A 17,903-nucleotide genomic window follows, 5' to 3' on the forward strand; every position below is an offset into this window, starting at 1 on the left:
GTCACCCAATTCCAGGAATCAAACGTACGACGAGATCGATCAACCAGATACCGACGAACGGTGTGATCACACCGCCGAGACCGTAGACGAGCAAGTTACGTCCGAGCAACTGCGATGCCGTCGACGGTCGGTATCGAACACCCTTGAGTGCCAACGGAATCAAACCGATGATCACCAAGGCGTTGAAGATCACGGCCGAGACGATCGCCGATTCGGGGGTGGCGAGACGCATGATGTTCAACGCGTCCAGCTGCGGGTAGATGCCGCTGAACAAGGCCGGCAGGATTGCGAAATACTTCGCCAGGTCGTTCGCCAACGAGAATGTGGTCAACGCGCCGCGGGTGATCAGCAATTGCTTGCCGATTTCCACCACCTCGATCAGCTTGGTGGGATCGGAGTCGAGATCGACCATGTTCCCGGCCTCTTTGGCTGCCGAGGTTCCCGTGTTCATCGCGACCCCGACATCGGCCTGGGCAAGGGCGGGAGCATCATTGGTCCCGTCACCGGTCATCGCGACGAGACGTCCGCCTTCCTGTTCCTTCCGGATCAGGGCCAGTTTGTCTTCCGGGGTGGCCTCCGCCATGAAGTCGTCGACGCCCGCCTCGTCGGCAATCGCCTTCGCGGTCAACGGATTGTCGCCGGTGATCATGATCGTGCGAATACCCATCGCCCGGAGTTCGGCGAACCTGTCAGCCATTCCCGGCTTGACGACGTCGGACAACGCGATCACGCCGAGGATCGAGGTACTCTCACCATGCTTGACGGCAACTACCAGCGGCGTTCCGCCCGCTTGGGCGATGTCGTTCACGGTGTCGGTCACCGCGCTCTCCGCGTGTCCACCGCCACTGACGACCCAGTTCATCACCGCATCTGCTGCACCCTTTCGGATTTGGCGTCCGGAGTGGTCGAGTCCGCTCATCCGGGTTTGTGCCGTGAACGGAACGAACTCGGCGCGTTCTTCGTCCAACGTCGGCTCGGCAGCGAGACCGAAATCCGCTGCGCACAGCTCGACGATGCTCCGTCCCTCGGGAGTTCCGTCGGCCAGGCTCGACAAGCGAGCTGCCGCAGCAAGATCGTCGGCGGATACACCGGGCGCCGGATGGAGTGCGGTGGCCCGGCGGTTACCGAAAGTGATGGTTCCGGTCTTGTCCATCAACAGGGTGTCGATGTCGCCCGCAGCTTCCACCGCGCGCCCCGACATCGCGAGAACGTTGCGCTGGACGAGGCGGTCCATGCCCGCGATACCGATCGCCGAGAGCAGCGCTCCGATGGTCGTCGGGATCAGGCAGACGAGAAGTGCGATCAGCTTGATCGGATCCTGCTCGTGCCCCGCGTACAAGCCCATCGGGCCGATGGCTACGACGGCGAGGAGGAAGATGACGGTCAACGACGCGAGCAGGATGTTGAGCGCAATCTCGTTGGGTGTCTTCTGACGTGAAGCACCCTCGACGAGCGCGATCATCCGGTCCACGAACGAACTGCCCGGTGCTGCGGTGATTTCCACGACGATGCGGTCCGAGAGAACCGTCGTACCACCGGTGACGGCGCACCGGTCACCACCGGATTCACGGACCACCGGCGCGGATTCACCGGTGATCGCCGATTCGTCTACGGAGGCAATACCTTCGACCACGTCGCCGTCGCCGGGGATGACCTCGCCGGCAACCACTATCACCCGATCGCCGACCACCAGTTCGGTGCCGGAAACCGATTCGATCGCACCGCTCATCGTGATCCGATGTGCTGTGGTGTCCTGCTTCACCTTTCGCAGGCTCGCCGCCTGCGCCTTGCCGCGCCCTTCGGCCACGGATTCGGCGAGGTTCGCGAAGATCACCGTGAACCAGAGCCACAGGGTGATCACCCAGGAGAACACCGAGGGATCGGCGATCGCCATGACAGTGGTGATGACGGAACCGACGAACACCACGAACATGACCGGGTTGCGGGCGAGGTGGCGTGGGTCGAGTTTGCGCACGGCCCCCGGCAACGCGGTGATCATCTGCCGCGGGTTGAAAACGCCTGCGTGTACTTGACGGGACTGCCCTGGATCAGCCTTGTCGGCGGCGTCTTGCGCTACCACGGGTTTCTCACTGATACGCACGGTCATTGAAGAGCCTCCGCTAGCGGGCCCAGCGCGAGGGCCGGGAAGAATGTAAGTGCAGCAACAAGAACGACGGTGCCGGTCAACAAACCGGTGAACATCGGTCCGGACGTCGGGAGGGTGCCGGCCGTCGGCGCCACCTTCTTCTGCGAGGCAAGAGCACCGGCCAAAGCGAGAACGAAGATGATCGGCAGGAATCGGCCGAGAAGCATGCAGATTCCGAGAGACGACTGGAACCAGTCGCTGGTGACCGTCAGACCGCCGAAGGCGCTGCCGTTGTTGTTGGAGGCGGAGGCGAAGGCGTAAAGCACCTCACTGAACCCGTGGATCGATCCCGGCGTGCCCGGATCTCCCCCATTGCCTTGATAACCGGTGGTCGAACCGAGGATGACGGTGATGGCGGTACCGATCAAGACCAGCGCGGGCATGACCAGAATCGACAGCGCCGCAAGGGTGATCTCGCGTCGACCCAACTTCTTGCCGAGATATTCGGGCGTGCGACCGACCAGCAGTCCGCCGACGAACACTGCGATCAATGCCAGCACAAGAATCCCGTAGAGGCCGGTTCCGACTCCACCTGGCGCAATTTCGCCGAGCAACATGTTGAGCAGGACCGCGCCGCCGCCGAGGGGTGACATGCTGTCGTGGGCCGAGTTCACCGCGCCCGTCGACGTTCCCGTGGTCGCCACCGCGAACAACGCCGATCCGGGGATTCCGAAGCGAACTTCCTTGCCCTCCATCATCGAACCAGCTGCTGTGGCGGCAACACCGCGTGCGCCGGATTCGGCAGCGAGCGTGACTGCGAGCAGCCCGCTCCACAGGATTCCCATCACTGCCAGCAGGGTGAGGCCTTGCCTACGATCCCCGACGAGAGTTCCGAACGTTCGGGTGAGGCAGACCGGAATCAACAGGATCGCCAGGATCTCGACGACATTGCTCAACGGGGTGGGGTTCTCGAACGGGTGCGCCGAGTTGGCAGCCAAGATCCCGCCACCGTTGGTGCCGAGTTCCTTGATCGCTTCCTGGGACGCGACGGGGGCCAGTGCATTGGTCACCGCATTGCCGTCGAGGCCGGTGGAGGCGAAACCGCTGTGGAACGACTGGATCACTCCCTGGCTCAACAGGATCAGGGCGATCACGAAGGAGAACGGGAGGAGGATGCGCAGAGAACCACGCGTCAGATCGACCCAGAAGTTGCCGATCTCGCCGCCCCTGGCCACCCGAATGAAGCCGCGAACCAATGCGATGGCCACCGCCATGCCGACCGCTGCCGAGACGAAGTTCTGCACCGCCAGACCGACGGGCTGAACGAAGTTGCTCATCGTCGTTTCCGGCGTGTACGACTGCCAGTTGGTGTTCGCCACAAACGAAATCGCGGTGTTGAACGCTACGGCAGGACTGACCCCGGACAGACCGTCACTCAGCGGCAGTACTCCCTGAATCCGTTGCAGGAAGTACAGGAACAATGCGCTGGCCAGCGAGAATCCGAGAACGCTTGCGGCGTAGCCGTACCACGTCTGCTCGGCCCTGGAGTCGATCCGACCGACGCGGTAGATCACACTCTCGACCCGAAGATCTCGCGTCGACGAGTAAACACGCGCCATGTAGTCGCCCACCGGAACGTAGGCGATTGCCAGAACGACGAGGACAAAAGCGATCTGCAGGCCGGCTGCAAGAGCGGGCGACATCAGAACCTCTCAGGATCTACGAGTGCAACGAGCAGGTAAATGACCAATGCCGCGGCGACGGCGATCAGAACCACGCTGACCACACCGGCAACCGTCATTTGGGAGCGCTCGCCTGTAGGGCGCGCAGTACCAGCGCGCACACGAGAAAACCGCCGAGAATCAGAGCAACGTAGGCCAGATCGGCCATGAGCTTCCCTCTTCGAAATCTTTTGCCGTGCTGCTGTGCATCGCAGCCATGACGCGCGGTCGCCCTCGACCGGATGCGCTCTCTCAGCTTCGACCTCCGGAAAGGCCGATTCCGCGTCTCTGACGATCCGCTTACGCACTGACCTGGCGTCTTGACGCGATCTTGACGCGAAACCGAAGTTCACTAATACTGAAACAAGTTACTGTTCGTTCGAACGAACAGTTTTGCGAAGGGAACCTGATGACTTCTCGAACCGACCACGATCTCGCCCCCGGTCTTGTCGACCAGGTTGCGAGTCTGGCCTCGGGCGCCACCTCGTCCGTCGCGGCCACGGAGGCAACGCTGAGCCGGATCGAGGCCACTCAGCCTCACCTCAATGCGTTCAAGATCGTGCGGCGCGAGAAGGCACTCGAGGAAGCTGCCGAGGCCGACAGGCGTCTCGCACTCGGCGAGCGCCTACCTCTTCTCGGCGTGCCGATCGCAGTGAAGGACGACGTCGACATCACCGGCGAACCCACCGCCTTCGGTTGCCCTGGCGATTTCCCGGCCAAGACCGAGGACTCGGAGATCGTTCGACGCCTCCGCGACGCCGGCGCAGTGATCGTGGGCAAGACCAACAGCCCGGAATTGGGCCAGTGGCCCCTTACGAGCGGTTCAGCCTTCGGTTACACGCGCAATCCGTGGTCGCGTCACCACACTCCAGGCGGATCGTCGGGCGGCACCGCCGCGGCCGTCGCCGCCGGATTGGTCAGCGCCGGAATCGGTTCCGACGGTGCCGGTTCCATCCGAATCCCTGCGGCCTGGACCAACCTCGTCGGAATCAAACCGCAGCGCGGGCGCATCTCCACCTGGCCCGACGCCGAAGCGTTCTACGGCCTGACGGTCAACGGCCCGCTCGCTCGCACCGTCGCCGACGCGGCACTGCTGCTCGACGTCGCTGCCGGCAACCATGACGGCGACCTCCACAAGCCGACACCGGTCACCGTCAGCGACGCGGTGGGACGCGACCCCGGAAAACTGAAAATCGCGCTTTCCCTTCGCAATCCGTTCACCGCCACTCCCGTGAAGCTGGACCCGGAAGTGCGCCTGGCCGTGCATTCGATCGCCGACACGCTGCGGGAACTCGGACACCACGTCGTCGTCGACGATCCCGCATACGGCCTGATCTTCGGCCTGAACTTTCTGCCCCGCTCACTCGTCGGGGTCCACGACTGGCTCGGACGCGTTCCCGACCCGACACTCGTCGATGCCAGAACACGTGGAAATGCCCAGAACGGCAAGCTACTTCGCGGCGCACCTCTGCGCGCGGCCCGCGCAGCCGAGCCGCGGATGCGAAAGCGGATCGGAGCGATCTTCGACACCTACGACGTCGTCCTGGCACCCACGACGGCAACTCCACCGATCATGGCGACCGCGATCGACGGCATCGGTGGCTGGGACACCGACAAGGTCATGACCGGCGCCTGCCCCTACGCGTGGCCGTGGAATGTCCTCGGCTGGCCCTCGGTCAACGTGCCGGCCGGATTCAGCAAGGCCGGCCTGCCCATCGGTGCGCAGTTGATGGGCAACGAGAACACCGAACCTCTGTTGGTCTCCCTCGCTTCGCAGTTGGAATCGGCCCTGCGTTGGGATCAGGTCCGACCCGAGCCGTGGTGGTGACCCGATGAGTAACCGGGACGTTCGCGAGCGAATACTCGACGCCGTTCTGCACGTCGTCGGTACCGACGGCATCCCAGGTGTGAGCAACCGGCGCATCGCCGCGCAGGCCGGCGTCTCACTCGGATCGATCACGTATCACTTCGCCAGCCAGTCGGACATGCTGCGGGCCGCGCTGTCTCGTTTCGTGACCGACGAGACGACGCGCCTGCGCGCCTTGGCCGAGGAGTACCGCGACAAAGGTCTGAGCGTCGAGGACGCCGCGGCAATAGCCGAAAAGGTGACGCGAGATCTTTCGTTCTCGGCCGAGCGGATCGCGCCGTTCGAGATGTACATCGCCGCCGGGCGCGACCACGAACTCCACGAAGTCGCCGTCGAATGCTTCGCCGCCTACGACGATTTGACCGTCACGATTCTGACGGCACTCGGTGTACCTGATCCGGAGTCGATTGCATCGACGCTCGTCGCCGTCATCACCGGCCTCCAACTCCGACGCCTGGCCACCGGCGTCGACGAGCAGGACATCGGCGCGGCGATCCTCAGGGTCCTCCGGCCCTAGAAGCCCAGCCGGCCGAGCTGCTTCGGGTCGCGCTGCCAGTCCTTGGCGACCTTGACGTGCAGCTCCAGGAAGATCCGCACACCGAGCAGCTTCTCGATCTGCAGGCGCGCACTGGTACCGACTTCCCGCAGACGCGCTCCGCCCTTACCGATGACGATGCCCTTCTGACTGGGCCGCTCGACGTAGAGCAGTGCATGCACGTCGAGCATCTCGCCCTGCTTCTCGGTGCGTCCCTCGCGCGGGATGACCTCCTCGATCACCACAGCCAGGGAGTGCGGCAATTCTTCGCCGAGCCCCTCGAGCGCAGCCTCACGGATCAGTTCGGCCATGAGCACCTCTTCGGGCTCGTCCGTCAGTTCCCCGTCCGGGTAGAAGGCCGGGCCCTCGTCCATCAGACCGGCGAGGACGTCGACCAGGATCTCGACCTGTTCACCCGACTTCGCGGACACCGGAACGACCTCGGATTCGGGACCGAGCAGGGTGGACAGCGCGAGCAACTGCTTTCCGACGGCGTCGCGGCTGACCTTGTCGATCTTGGTCACGATGCCGACCAGCTTGGTCTTGGGCGCCATCTGACGGACCTGCTGCACGATCCAGCGGTCTCCGGGCCCGATGGCCTCGTCGGCCGGGATGCACAGGCAGATGACGTCGACCTCGGAGTACGTGTCGCGAACCAGGTCATTGAGGCGCTGCCCGAGCAAAGTGCGGGGCTTGTGCAGTCCAGGGGTGTCCACCAGGATCAGCTGCGCATGCTCGCGGTGAACGATGCCGCGAATCGTGTGGCGCGTCGTCTGCGGGCGCGAGGACGTGATCGCGATCTTGCTGCCGACCAACGCGTTGGTCAGCGTGGACTTGCCCGTATTGGGTCGACCCACGAAACACACGAAGCCTGACCGGAATTCGTTCTTGCTCATAACTGCTCCTCGCTGAACTCTCGCTCAGTCATCGGTGTCTTCTGTCTCTTCGTCTTCCGACGGCGGGATGCGCTGCACGAACACCGTGCTGATGCGTACCCGGCCTCGGCCCGTATTGGTTCCCTCGCCGCGCAGGATCAAACCGTCGTACTCCACTTCGGAACCGGGAAGTGGCACTCGGCCGAGTACGTATCCGATCAGCCCGCCGACGGTCTCCACCTCGTCGAGTTCGAGTTCGAGATCGAACAATTCACCGAGGTCTTCGATGGGAAGTCTCGCGGATACGCGGAACATTCCGTCACCGAGATCCTCGATGGGCGGCGTCTCGTCCTCGTCGTACTCGTCGGCGATCTCACCGACGATCTCTTCGATGACGTCCTCGATCGTGACGAGCCCGGCGATTCCGCCGTACTCGTCGACGAGTATCGCCATGTGGTTGCGGTCGCGCTGCATCTCGGCCAGCAAGCTGTCGAGCGGCTTCGAGTCGGGAACGAAGACGGCGGGCCGCATGACGTCGCAGACGTTGACGTTCCGGCCGCCGTCGGGCAGGTGGTAGGTCTGCTTGACCAGATCCTTGAGGTAGACGACACCGAGCACGTCGTCGACGTTCTCCCCGATGACCGGCAGGCGCGAGTGACCACTGCGGACGGCCAACGACGTTGCCTGCCCGGCATTCTTGTCGTTCTCGATCCACACCATGTCGGTGCGGGGCACCATCACCTCGCGCGCCGACGTGTCTCCGAGTTCGAAGACGGACTGGATCATTCGGCGTTCTTCGTCGGCCACGACGCCGCGTTCCTGCGCCATGTCCACGAGTTCACGCAACTCGATTTCCGACGCGAACGGGCCGTTGCGGAAGCCCTTACCCGGGGTCAATGCGTTACCCACGAGGATCAGGACGCGACTGATCGGCCCGAGCAGAACCCCGATCCACAGCAGTGGCAGCGACGCGGCCATCGCGATGGAGTACGCATGTTGGCGCCCAAGCGTTCTCGGTCCGACGCCGATGACCACGTACGAGACGAGAACCATGATCACCGCGGTGACGGTCAGTGCCCAGCCCAGCGAGAGGACGTCGATCAGGCCGCCCACGAGTACGACGGTGGCCGTGATCTCGCACAAAATGCGAAGCAGGACCATCAGATTCACGTATCGCGGACGATCGGTCAGGATGCGTTGCACTCGCGCGGCGCCGGCTCGCTCTTCCTTTGCCATCTCGTCGATCCGCGCCGACGAAATGGTGTTGAGCGCCGAGTCGACGGCCGCGAACACACCACCGACCGGGACAAGAGCAATCGCCAGAACAAAGAGCGCTATGGCGCTACTCACTACAGAACCCCCGGATAACTGTTATCGGTCCACTCCGTCGACGAAACCGGTCTTACCGAGCAGCTTCTGGTCGCGTTCGGCCAGTGCTGCTTCGCGGTCGATACGGCGAAGGTCTTCGTACCACTCTTCGAGGAGGCTGTTCTGCAAGCCGAACATCTCCTTCTCCTCTTCCGGCTCCGCATGGTCGTAGCCGAGAAGGTGCAACACACCGTGGACGGTCAGGAGGGCAAGTTCGTGAGCCAGTGAATGCCCGGCCTTGTCAGCCTGATCCGCGGCAAAAGACGGACACAGCACGATGTCGCCGAGCATCGACGGCCCCGGCTCGGGGGAATCGGGACGGCCACCCGGCTCGAGTTCGTCCATCGGGAACGACATGACGTCGGTCGGACCCGGCAGGTCCATCCAGCGAACGTGCAGATCCGCCATCGTCGCGGAGTCGACGAGAACCATCGACAGCTCGGCCGCCGGATGGACATCCATCCGAGCGATCACGAAACGGGCAACGCTGATCAACTCCGGTTCGGAGATGTCCATGCCCGATTCGTTCGAGACCTCGATGCTCATGTGCGACGCTCTTTCCTGGGAAAAGTAGGGGTTGATGCGTCGCTCAGCCTACCGTCGCGGTGAATGAGCATGTGCAGCGCGGCGCTGCGCCCGGTTTCCGACCGCCAACTCGCCGGACCGATCCGATTCGTGACGCTCGTAAGCGTCGACGATGTGAGAGACCAGCCGATGACGTACGACGTCGCTGCTGTCGAGAGTGGCGAAATGAATATCGTCGATCCCGGTGAGGATTTCGGATGCCGCGCGCAGACCCGAACGGGCCCCGCCCGGCAGATCGACCTGGGTCACGTCTCCGGTGACCACGATTTTGGAACCGAACCCGAGGCGGGTCAGGAACATCTTCATCTGCTCGGCCGTGGTGTTCTGCGCTTCGTCCAAGATGATGAAGGCGTCGTTGAGCGTCCGGCCACGCATGTAGGCGAGCGGAGCGACCTCGATGACTCCGGCCTGCATCAACTTCGGAATCGCCTCGGGATCCATCATGTCGTGCAATGCGTCGTGCAGCGGGCGGAGATACGGATCGATCTTCTCGTGCAGCGTGCCGGGCAGAAAGCCCAGTCGCTCCCCGGCCTCGACTGCCGGCCTGGTCAAGATGATCCGAGAGACCTGCTTGGCCTGCAACGCCTGAACGGCCTTGGCCATGGCGAGGTAGGTCTTGCCGGTACCGGCCGGGCCGACTCCGAACACGATGGTGTTCTCGTCGATGGCGTCGACGTAGCGTTTCTGGTTGAGGGTCTTCGGCCGAATCGTCTTGCCCCGACGCGAAAGAATGTCGAGGGAGAGCACCTCGGCCGGAGACTCGCCGACCTCGTTGGTGAGCATGCCGATGGTTCGTCGAACAGCGTCCGGGGCAATGGGCTGCCCTCGACCGGCCAGCGACGCCAATTCACTGAACACACGTTCTGCCAGCGCCACGTCTGCAGCCGTCCCCGACAAGGAGATGGTTCCGCCACGTACATGAATGTCGGCACGAAGCTCACGTTCGATCGCGGTGAGATTCTCGTCCGTCGCCCCAAGGATTTGACGCACGGTCTCCGGCGCCAGATCCATACTCGAACGGACGGTGCGCTCTGCGGGCAGAGCGCGCTCGGTGATGGTGGTTACACGGTTCCCGTCGAGTTCACTGTGTTCACTCACGTGGTGAATATGGCCTGCTTTCTGGTCCGATCAGCCCACTCGACTCGTGAGCCTCGATACTTCGAAGTCTAGCGCCAGAGTCGGACACGGCCCACTTGTTAATCGTCCCGGCCTAATCCTCGCGGCGACCGGACGGCAGCGATTCGCGGATCCATTCCGACGCTTCGGCGACGATCTCGGAGCTTCTGTCCGGACTGATACCCGCGATGACCAGGCACACGGCGGCAAAGGATTCGCCCGAGTCCGTGATCAGCCCACTGTTGGCCTGATCGAACAAAGTGATCGTGATCGCCTCGGTCATCGCTACCAGAGTCTCCGCCGGCAGGTATTTCGAGAAGGTTCCGTCACGCTGACCGCGCTCGACGACGCTGATACTCACGGCTCGCGCGGGCTCCATCAGATCGAGAATCCGCTGCTCCCCCAACTCTTTGCGAGCAAAGCTGAGCAGCATCCGGAAGCGATCACCGACCGGCCATGACAGCAATGCCAGTACGGCAGTCGCCAGATCCGGGCGCTCGGGCGGCTCGCCGGCTTGGCTCAGCGCAGCTACGAGATCGGTCGACGCCTCGTCCACGATGCCGTTGATCAGCGCCTCTCGGCTGTCGAAATGCGCGTACACGGTTCGCCTGACCACACCGGCGGCCTTTGCGACATCGTCCATGCTCGCATCCGGATCAGCAGCGAACGCCGTGATCGCCGCCTCGATGATGCGATTGCGATTGGCCGCGGCCTGACTACGACGCTGCCGTCCGCCCGATTCGGCAGTTCCCGAAACGACTGTGCCCGAATGCGTCAACGCGCGTTCCACCTCTTTCGACTGCCCAACTGTGATCTAGGTCAATCATAGTTGCACATCGGTGTGCAAGTTATTAATTTACACATCAGTGTGCAAATAGATCGAGGAGTGTCTTCGATCATCAGGAACGGAGTCGCGTCATGACGACACTCATGAGCAAACCTGTCTCGGAGATGGACCAGCCGTACTCACGGCGGTGGGCCGCGCTCGGGGTGTTGTGCCTGAGTCTGCTGATCGTCGTGATGGCGAATACCGCGCTGATCGTCGCGGCGCCGGACATGACCAGAGACCTCGGCCTCACCAGCACGCAACTTCAATGGGTCATCGACGGCTACACCGTCCCCTACGCCGCATTGATGCTGCTGTTCGGCGTGATCGGTGACAAGTACAGCCGCCGCGGCGCACTTCTTGCCGGACTCGCCGTGTTCGCCGGCGGCGCCGTCTTCGGCAGCATCGCGGACACCACCAACGCCGTCATCGCGGCACGAATGATCATGGGCGTCGGCGCCGCGATCATCATGCCCGCGACGCTTTCGCTTCTGGTCGCTACCTTTCCCAAAGCGGAGCGATCACGCGCCATCGCGGCGTGGGCGGCGACATCGGGTCTCGCGATTGCACTCGGTCCGCTGTTGGCCGGATGGATTCTCGACAGTCATTCCTGGAGCATCACTTTCCTGATCAACGTCCCGATCGCCGCAGTCGCTGCCGTCGCCGCCGTAATTCTGGTGCCGCCGAGCAAGGCCGAGCACCTGGGCCGGATCGACTGGATCGGCGGCGCACTCTCGGTGGTCACCATTGGCTCGCTCGTGTACTCGATCATCAACGGATTCCACTTCGGGTGGACCGGCGGACCCATCGGTGCCGCCGTACTCGCTGCGATCGGCCTCGTCTCGTTCGTCGTCTGGGAACTGCGTCACCCGCAGCCACTGCTCGACGTCCGTAAGCTCGGCCAGCGCATGGTCGGCGGCGCGACGCTCGCCGTACTTCTGCTGTTCCTGGCCGCCTTCGGCGCCATCTACTTCATCTCACAGCAGTTCCAGTTCATCCTCGGCTACGGCGCACTCGAAACCGGTGTTCGTCTGCTGCCCTTGGCAATTGCCGTTTCGATCGGCGCCGTTGTCAGTGGGCGGATCACTCCGCTGATCGGCGTCCGGGCATCCATCGTCGGCGGCATGGTGGTCGCCGCGATCGGCGTTCTGATTCTCACGCAGGTCGACGGCGATTCGGGCTACTGGATGTTCGCAGTCCCACTGATCCTGCTCGGCCTGGGCATCGGTCTCAGCGAACCGCCGGCCACCGACGCCATCATGGACAACTTCTCCGAGGACGATCTCGGTGCTGCGGGTGGCCTCAACGACACCGCCATCGAACTCGGCGGCTCGCTGGGTATCGCGATCCTCGGCTCGATCCTCGCTGCGAGCTACAAGTATTCGATTGCCGGATTCATCGGTGGAATGCAGGTTCCGCAGTTGACGGGCGAACTTGCACAACAGGCCGCGTACGCGATGGAGGTGTCGGGCGAATCCGTCGGCGGCGCTTCGTTGGTCGCCGAAGAGATGGCAGGCAACCCGTTGGCTGCAGCTCAGGCAGGGCCGTTGCTCGACGCCGCAGGCAGTGCCTACGCCGACGCGATTTCGGCGGCCAGTTGGGCGGGCGGTCTTGCACTGTTCGTTGGGGCAGTTGTCGTGGCGTTCATCCTGCCGGGCAAGAAGGCCCCTGTGGAAGTCGACCCCGCGTCAGTCTGACGTGCTCGGAGCCAGCGGGTCTTCGGCGAGAACCAACTCGCGGGAGACCCGCCACGACTCGGTCGAGGGTGAGAGAAATGCGTCGTGTCCTTCGCCCTCGATCACACGCAGTGCCACAGGATCACCAGCCGCTTCCGCGGCTTTCGCGTACCGGGAGCTCACCTTGGCCGGCACCTGCAGATCCTCCGCACCCGTGACGCACACAACGGGGACGCCGATCGGCAATCGATGCTGCGGCGACGCACTGCGATACAGATCCGGGTCCGCGTCGAACGGAACGCCGAACAGATCCTCGATGAAGCTGATCCGTCGTCCACGCTCTCCTGCCGACGCCAGATCGAGTGCGGCCGCCTGTGCGATGACCCGTTCAGGCCGGGTGAACGTGTCCTTCTCCCCCGCCAGCCACACTGCAAGATGTCCTCCGGCCGAATGCCCGAGCAAGCGAATCTGATTCAGATCCAATTCGGCCGAGGACTTCCCGGCAACCAGTCCGGGGATTTCGTCGTACGCCGTTTTCACGTCGGCGGACATCTCCGGCCAACCACCGCCCGCCCCGAGACGGCGGTATTCGATGTTCCACACCGCGACGCCGTGCCGCGCGAGTTCGACGGCAAATGCGGTGCCCAGAGTCAATCCGTACTGCCCGCTCCAGAAGCCGCCGTGGATCTGCATGACGACCGTGATCGGGCCGTCAGCGACTCCGTCGGGAACGTAGAGATGCCCGAACTGCTGCTCGTGTCGGCCGTACGGAATCTTGAATCGAGGCACCGAGGAAATCTATCTCAGGCGAGGGCGCTGCCTGCGGCCCAGTCTGCCCAGGAAAGGGTCCAGTCGCCGTTCTGCCACACCTCCAGCGGAGCGCCGCCGGTGTTCTTGATCTCGACGACATCTCCCGGCTGCGAGAAATCGAAGAACCATTTGGCATTGGCCGCACTGAGATTGAGGCAACCGTGCGAGGTGTCGGTGTTTCCCTGCGCCCAGACGGTGCTCTCCAACTCGTGAAGATAGATACCGTCGGTGCTGATGCGGGTGGCCCAGTTGATGGATTCCTTGTAGCCGAGGCGCGAGTTGATCGGCAGACCGTAGGTCGACGAATCCATGATGACGGGATTTGCCTTGTCCATCACGGTGTACGTGCCGGGCTGGGTCCAGAACGAGAGCGTCGTGCCGCCGATCGTCTCGGTGCCGCCCATTCCCATCGAGGTCGGCATTTCCTTGATCACCTGACCGTTTTCGTAGACGGTCACCATCTTGGTGTTGTCGTCGGCGACCGAGACGTGGGAGTCGCCGATCTTGAAGGACACGGTGTCGTCCTGCTGGCCGTACAGGCCGTTGCCGAGCTGCTTGCCGTAGATGTTCGCGTTCACCGAGACCGTCGTGCCTGGTGCGTAGTAGTTCTGCGGTCGCCAGTGAACGTTCTGACCGTCGACCCAGTACCACGATCCCTGTACGGGCGGATTGGTTGTGACCAGCAGAGACTTCTCGGCCGCGGCCTTGTCACCGATCAACTCGTCGAAATGAACGGCGACGACGGTGCCGACACCGTACGTGCCACCGTCCGATATCGAGGCGCCACCGGTGGTGTTGATGTACGCCCGGGTCTGGTTACTCGGCGCGACGGTGGTCAGCGTCGTGTTCTTGGTCGTGGCAACACCATTCGCGTCGACGGCGTCGACGACCAGCTTGTAGGTCTTGCCGTATCCGAGTGGTTCGCTCGGTTTCCAGGACGTCTTGTCCGGCGTGGTGATACCGGCGACTTCCTTACCCTCGGGGTTGGTCAGCGCGACGGTCGTCAATGTTCCCTTCGCGACCTGGACCTCGATGGGGTCGAGTGGACTCACCGGAGTTCCGCCGTCCGCCGGGGTGACGGTGACGAGAGCCTCGCTGGTCGGGGTAGTGGTGACGGCGCTGCTGGAGGAACCCGTGTTGTCTCCGGTGGAGACCGTGCACCCCGCGACGAGCATCAACGCCGCCGCGGCACACACCGCTCCAACGATTCGCATATGCGCACGTGACAACATCTGGCCTCCTGAAATCCCCGAACCAACTCACGCCGAAGGCGACCCCCGACGTCCTTACGATAGTGCGCAAATCTGACACTTCGCTGAGCGCCGGATCCGATTCAGCTCGGGATCACAACAAGATCAGTGCAGTGGCCGTGGTCCCCAGCGATCGGTCAGCACTCCGATCGCGCCCAGAGCAACAGCCCCGGCGGTCGACGTGCGCAGGACCGTCGGGCCGAGAAGCACCGGAGTGGCCCCGGCCTCCGACAACGCGCTGATCTCCGAATCGTCCAGCCCACCTTCGGGACCGACAACCAGAAATACCTCGTCCGCGCTCGCCAGCGGCAAACCGGCCAACGGCGTCGTCGCCGATTCGTGAAGCACCGCAACCACAGCGCCACGGGCAACGGCGTCACGAACCAACGCGATCACCGCCGGCGTCTTGTGCAGTTCCGCAATTTCCGGGACGAACGCGCGTCTGGACTGCTTTGCCGCAGACACTGCCGCACTTCGCCAGCGTGCGACGCCCTTGGCGAGCTTGGGGCCCTCCCACTTGGCGACACAACGCAAGGACTGCCACGGGATCACCGCGTCGATCCCCGCCTCGGTCGCCAGTTCGACGGCCAACTCGGAACGCTCGGCCTTGGGAAGTGCCTGAACGAGGGTCACCAACGGCTTGGGCTGCTCGAGAACCTGAACGTCACTGACCAACAGTTCCAGGCGGTCCTTGCCGACGCTCGTCACCTCGGCGTCGGCCACCCGGCCTCGGCCGTCGGCCAACACCAATCGCTCACCGACGCCGATCCGGCGGACAGTGGCCGCGTGGCGACCCTCCTGTCCGTCCAGAACTGCGATTTCACCGACGCCGGGAACCGGGTCGAGAAAGAAGACCGTTGCGGCCACCGTCAGCGGCCGCTGAATGCTTCGCGAAGACGCGAGAACAATCCACCGCTGTTCTGCGAGGCCGTCGAGACAACCTCGGCCTCGTCACGATCGCGGAGCAGCTTGAATTCCTTGAGCAGCTTGGACTGCTTGTGATCGAGACGGCTCGGGATGACCACCTCGAGGTGAGCGTGCACGTCGCCGCGCACTCCCGACCGCAGTTTCGGCATGCCATGACCGCGAAGAACAGCAACGTGTCCGGGCTGGGTGCCTGGCTCGATGGTGATTTCCTTGGGGCCGTCGATGATGGTGTCGACGGTGACAGTCGTACCGAGCGCTGCGTCGACCATCGGAACGCGGATCGTGCAGTGCAGGTCTTCACCGTCTCGAACGAAGACATCGTGCTGCTGCTCGACGATCTCGACGTAGAGGTCGCCGGGGTGTCCGCCGCCCGGGCCCACTTCACCCTGCGCGGTCAAACGGATGCGCATGCCACCGGCGACGCCCGCGGGAACCTTCACGGTGATGTCACGCTTGGCCCGAACTCGGCCGTCGCCGCCACACTTGTGGCAGGGATCCGGGATGGTCTCACCGGCACCGCGGCACGTCGGGCAGGGACGCGAGGTCATGACCTGACCGAGGAACGAGCGCTGGATGGATTGAACTTCGCCGGCACCGTTGCAGGTCTCACAGCGGACAGGCTTGGAGTCGCCGTTGGTTCCGGCTCCGGTGCAGCTGTCGCACAGAATGGCCGTCTCGACGGTCACGTGCTTGCTGACTCCCGTCGCACATTCTGCGAGGGTCAGCTTGGTGCGAAGCAACGAGTCGGCTCCGGGCTGAACGCGACCGCGCGGCCCACGACCTGCGCCGCCACCGCCGCCGAAGAATGCTTCGAAGACGTCGCCGAGGCCGCCGCCACCGAATCCGCCGCCGAAGCCACCACCGCCGCCACCACCGGACTCGAGCGGGTCTCCGCCGAGATCGACGATGCGACGCTTCTCCGGGTCGGTCAGGACCTCGTAGGCTGTCGAGATCTCCTTGAACTTGGCCTGCGCCGCCTCGTCAGGGTTGACGTCCGGGTGCAGTTCGCGTGCCAGCTTGCGGTAAGCGCGCTTGAGCTCCTGGTCTGTCGCGTTCTTGTCGACGCCGAGCAATCCGTAGTAATCCCGTGCCACGTTGAGTCTCTCGTCCTTCTCTTACTTCTAGGTTTTCCTCAGTCCTCGCGAAGAGGCGTGCCGACGAATGTCGACGTCCTTCATCGCTCGGAGAGAACTTCGCCGATGTATCTGGCAACGGCGGCAACCGATGCAATTGTTCCCGGATAGTCCATCCGAGTGGGTCCGAGCACACCGACACCACCGAAAACGGTACCGGCCGCGCCGTAGCCAGTCGAAATCACAGAGGTTCCGCGCATCTGTTCGACCTGCGTCTCTTCACCGATCTGAACGGTGACCGTGCCGGAGTTCTGCGTCGCAGCGAGCAGTTTGAGGACCACTACCTGCTCTTCCAGTGCTTCGAGCACTGCGCGCAGCGAACCGGGGAAGCCGGCCAGACCGGAGAAATCGGCGGCGTTGCGCGTGAGATTCGAGGTTCCGCCCAGAACGAGACGATCTTCCGGATGTTCGACCAGGGTCTCGACCAGAACCGTTGCCGAGCGGATCACGGCGTCGCGAAGGTCGGCCGGAGACTCGTCAGCCAGTTCCGCCACGGCAATCGACGCGGCGGCCAGGCGCTTGCCTTCCAGTGCTCCGCCGAGAAGCGTGCGCAACCGGGAAAGGTCTTCGTCTTCGAGGACGTCTCCGAGTTCGACGATTCGCTGATCGACGCGGCCGGAATCGGTGATGAGAACGAGAAGCAGGCGCGCCGGCGTCAACGCGACCACCTCGAGGTGGCGAACCGACGACGCGGACAGCGACGGGTACTGGACAACCGCGACCTGACGGGTCAGTTGCGCGAGCAGCCGCACACCACGACGCAGAACGTCGTCGAGATCGACACCCGACTCCAAGAACTCGAGGATCGCTCGACGCTCGGGCCCGGACATGGGCTTGACGTCGGCGATGCGATCGACGAATTCGCGGTATCCCTTGTCGGTGGGGACGCGGCCGGAACTGGTGTGCGGTTGGGCGATGTAGCCCTCGGCCTCGAGGAATGCCATGTCGTTGCGCACAGTGGCGCTCGACACTCCGAGGTTGTGACGCTCGACCAGTGCCTTGGATCCCACCGGGTCCTGGGTGGAGACGTAATCGGCCACGATTGCACGTAAGACCTCGAAACGCCTGTCGTCGGTACTCGACATCGTTGCCACCTCCGTTTCCTGAAAAGAACGAACACCGACATTT

The 17,903-nt window shown here is 63.6% G+C and carries 16 protein-coding genes; 3 read left to right on the forward strand and 13 right to left on the reverse strand.

From position 1 onward, the window contains the following. Position 1: 1 nt before the first annotated feature. The 3 genes from kdpB to kdpF are packed head-to-tail and all read right to left on the reverse strand — an operon-like array spanning position 2 to position 3,887. Entirely contained in the window at positions 2 to 2,107 is a 2,106-nt protein-coding gene (gene kdpB, locus ABH939_RS14855; RefSeq protein WP_042924094.1) for a potassium-transporting ATPase subunit KdpB, read from the reverse strand. Further along, a complete protein-coding gene (kdpA, locus tag ABH939_RS14860) occupies positions 2,104 to 3,789 on the reverse strand; it encodes a potassium-transporting ATPase subunit KdpA (protein WP_003944472.1) in 1,686 nt (561 codons plus the stop codon). The genes kdpB and kdpA overlap by 4 nt, the downstream gene beginning before the upstream one ends. Then, on the reverse strand, positions 3,789 to 3,887 hold the full coding sequence (gene kdpF / locus ABH939_RS14865; RefSeq protein ID WP_007731078.1) for a K(+)-transporting ATPase subunit F: 99 nt from the start codon (positions 3,885 to 3,887) through the stop codon (positions 3,789 to 3,791). Before kdpF ends, kdpA begins: the two co-directional genes overlap by 1 nt. A gap of 329 nt (positions 3,888 to 4,216) precedes the next feature. Between kdpF and ABH939_RS14870 the strand changes: the two genes are divergently transcribed. Further along, complete coding sequence (locus tag ABH939_RS14870; RefSeq protein WP_404649747.1) at positions 4,217 to 5,635, forward strand: amidase; 1,419 nt, start codon at positions 4,217 to 4,219, stop codon at positions 5,633 to 5,635. A 4-nt stretch (positions 5,636 to 5,639) separates the two neighbouring features. Beyond that, positions 5,640 to 6,191: a TetR/AcrR family transcriptional regulator gene (locus ABH939_RS14875; RefSeq protein WP_030536607.1), complete on the forward strand. Its 552-nt coding sequence runs from the start codon at positions 5,640 to 5,642 to the stop codon at positions 6,189 to 6,191. On the opposite strand, the gene era is transcribed toward ABH939_RS14875, so the two are convergent. From era to ABH939_RS14900, 5 genes are all read right to left on the reverse strand, one after another. Further along, positions 6,188 to 7,105 carry a GTPase Era gene (gene era / locus ABH939_RS14880; protein ID WP_003944451.1) on the reverse strand — a complete coding sequence of 306 codons (918 nt, stop codon included), beginning with the start codon at positions 7,103 to 7,105 and terminating at the stop codon, positions 6,188 to 6,190. The two genes, ABH939_RS14875 and era, sit on opposite strands and share 4 nt — an antisense overlap. A 24-nt stretch (positions 7,106 to 7,129) precedes the next feature. Then, complete coding sequence (locus tag ABH939_RS14885; RefSeq protein ID WP_003944509.1) at positions 7,130 to 8,434, reverse strand: hemolysin family protein; 1,305 nt, start codon at positions 8,432 to 8,434, stop codon at positions 7,130 to 7,132. Positions 8,435 to 8,455: 21 nt separating this feature from the next. Further along, the gene (gene ybeY / locus ABH939_RS14890; protein ID WP_003944525.1) at positions 8,456 to 8,998 is read right to left on the reverse strand and encodes an rRNA maturation RNase YbeY; all 543 of its coding nucleotides are present in this window, start codon (positions 8,996 to 8,998) and stop codon (positions 8,456 to 8,458) included. Between the two features lie 48 nt (positions 8,999 to 9,046). Further along, on the reverse strand, positions 9,047 to 10,135 hold the full coding sequence (locus ABH939_RS14895; RefSeq protein WP_003944580.1) for a PhoH family protein: 1,089 nt from the start codon (positions 10,133 to 10,135) through the stop codon (positions 9,047 to 9,049). Between the two features lie 112 nt (positions 10,136 to 10,247). Further along, complete coding sequence (locus ABH939_RS14900) at positions 10,248 to 10,943, reverse strand: TetR/AcrR family transcriptional regulator (RefSeq protein ID WP_007731067.1); 696 nt, start codon at positions 10,941 to 10,943, stop codon at positions 10,248 to 10,250. 128 nt (positions 10,944 to 11,071) lie between these two features. Between ABH939_RS14900 and ABH939_RS14905 the strand changes: the two genes are divergently transcribed. Further along, positions 11,072 to 12,676: an MFS transporter gene (locus ABH939_RS14905; RefSeq protein ID WP_404649748.1), complete on the forward strand. Its 1,605-nt coding sequence runs from the start codon at positions 11,072 to 11,074 to the stop codon at positions 12,674 to 12,676. Here ABH939_RS14905 and ABH939_RS14910 read toward each other — a convergent pair. From ABH939_RS14910 to hrcA, 5 genes are all read right to left on the reverse strand, one after another. Further along, the gene (locus ABH939_RS14910) at positions 12,668 to 13,444 is read right to left on the reverse strand and encodes an alpha/beta hydrolase family protein (protein WP_404649749.1); all 777 of its coding nucleotides are present in this window, start codon (positions 13,442 to 13,444) and stop codon (positions 12,668 to 12,670) included. The genes ABH939_RS14905 and ABH939_RS14910 overlap by 9 nt on opposite strands. Positions 13,445 to 13,458: 14 nt before the next feature. Then, complete coding sequence (locus ABH939_RS14915; RefSeq protein ID WP_003944568.1) at positions 13,459 to 14,697, reverse strand: Ig-like domain-containing protein; 1,239 nt, start codon at positions 14,695 to 14,697, stop codon at positions 13,459 to 13,461. A gap of 123 nt (positions 14,698 to 14,820) precedes the next feature. Beyond that, positions 14,821 to 15,582 carry a 16S rRNA (uracil(1498)-N(3))-methyltransferase gene (locus ABH939_RS14920; RefSeq protein ID WP_003944495.1) on the reverse strand — a complete coding sequence of 254 codons (762 nt, stop codon included), beginning with the start codon at positions 15,580 to 15,582 and terminating at the stop codon, positions 14,821 to 14,823. A 2-nt stretch (positions 15,583 to 15,584) separates the two neighbouring features. Next, positions 15,585 to 16,736, reverse strand: a complete 1,152-nt coding sequence (gene dnaJ / locus ABH939_RS14925; RefSeq protein WP_003944460.1) for a molecular chaperone DnaJ — start codon at positions 16,734 to 16,736, stop codon at positions 15,585 to 15,587. Between the two features lie 80 nt (positions 16,737 to 16,816). Beyond that, positions 16,817 to 17,860, reverse strand: a complete 1,044-nt coding sequence (hrcA, locus tag ABH939_RS14930; protein WP_003944583.1) for a heat-inducible transcriptional repressor HrcA — start codon at positions 17,858 to 17,860, stop codon at positions 16,817 to 16,819. Positions 17,861 to 17,903 lie beyond the last annotated feature (43 nt).

It is taken from the genome of Rhodococcus sp. 27YEA6, from assembly GCF_044908235.1.
GTDB lineage: Bacteria > Actinomycetota > Actinomycetes > Mycobacteriales > Mycobacteriaceae > Rhodococcus_F > Rhodococcus_F qingshengii.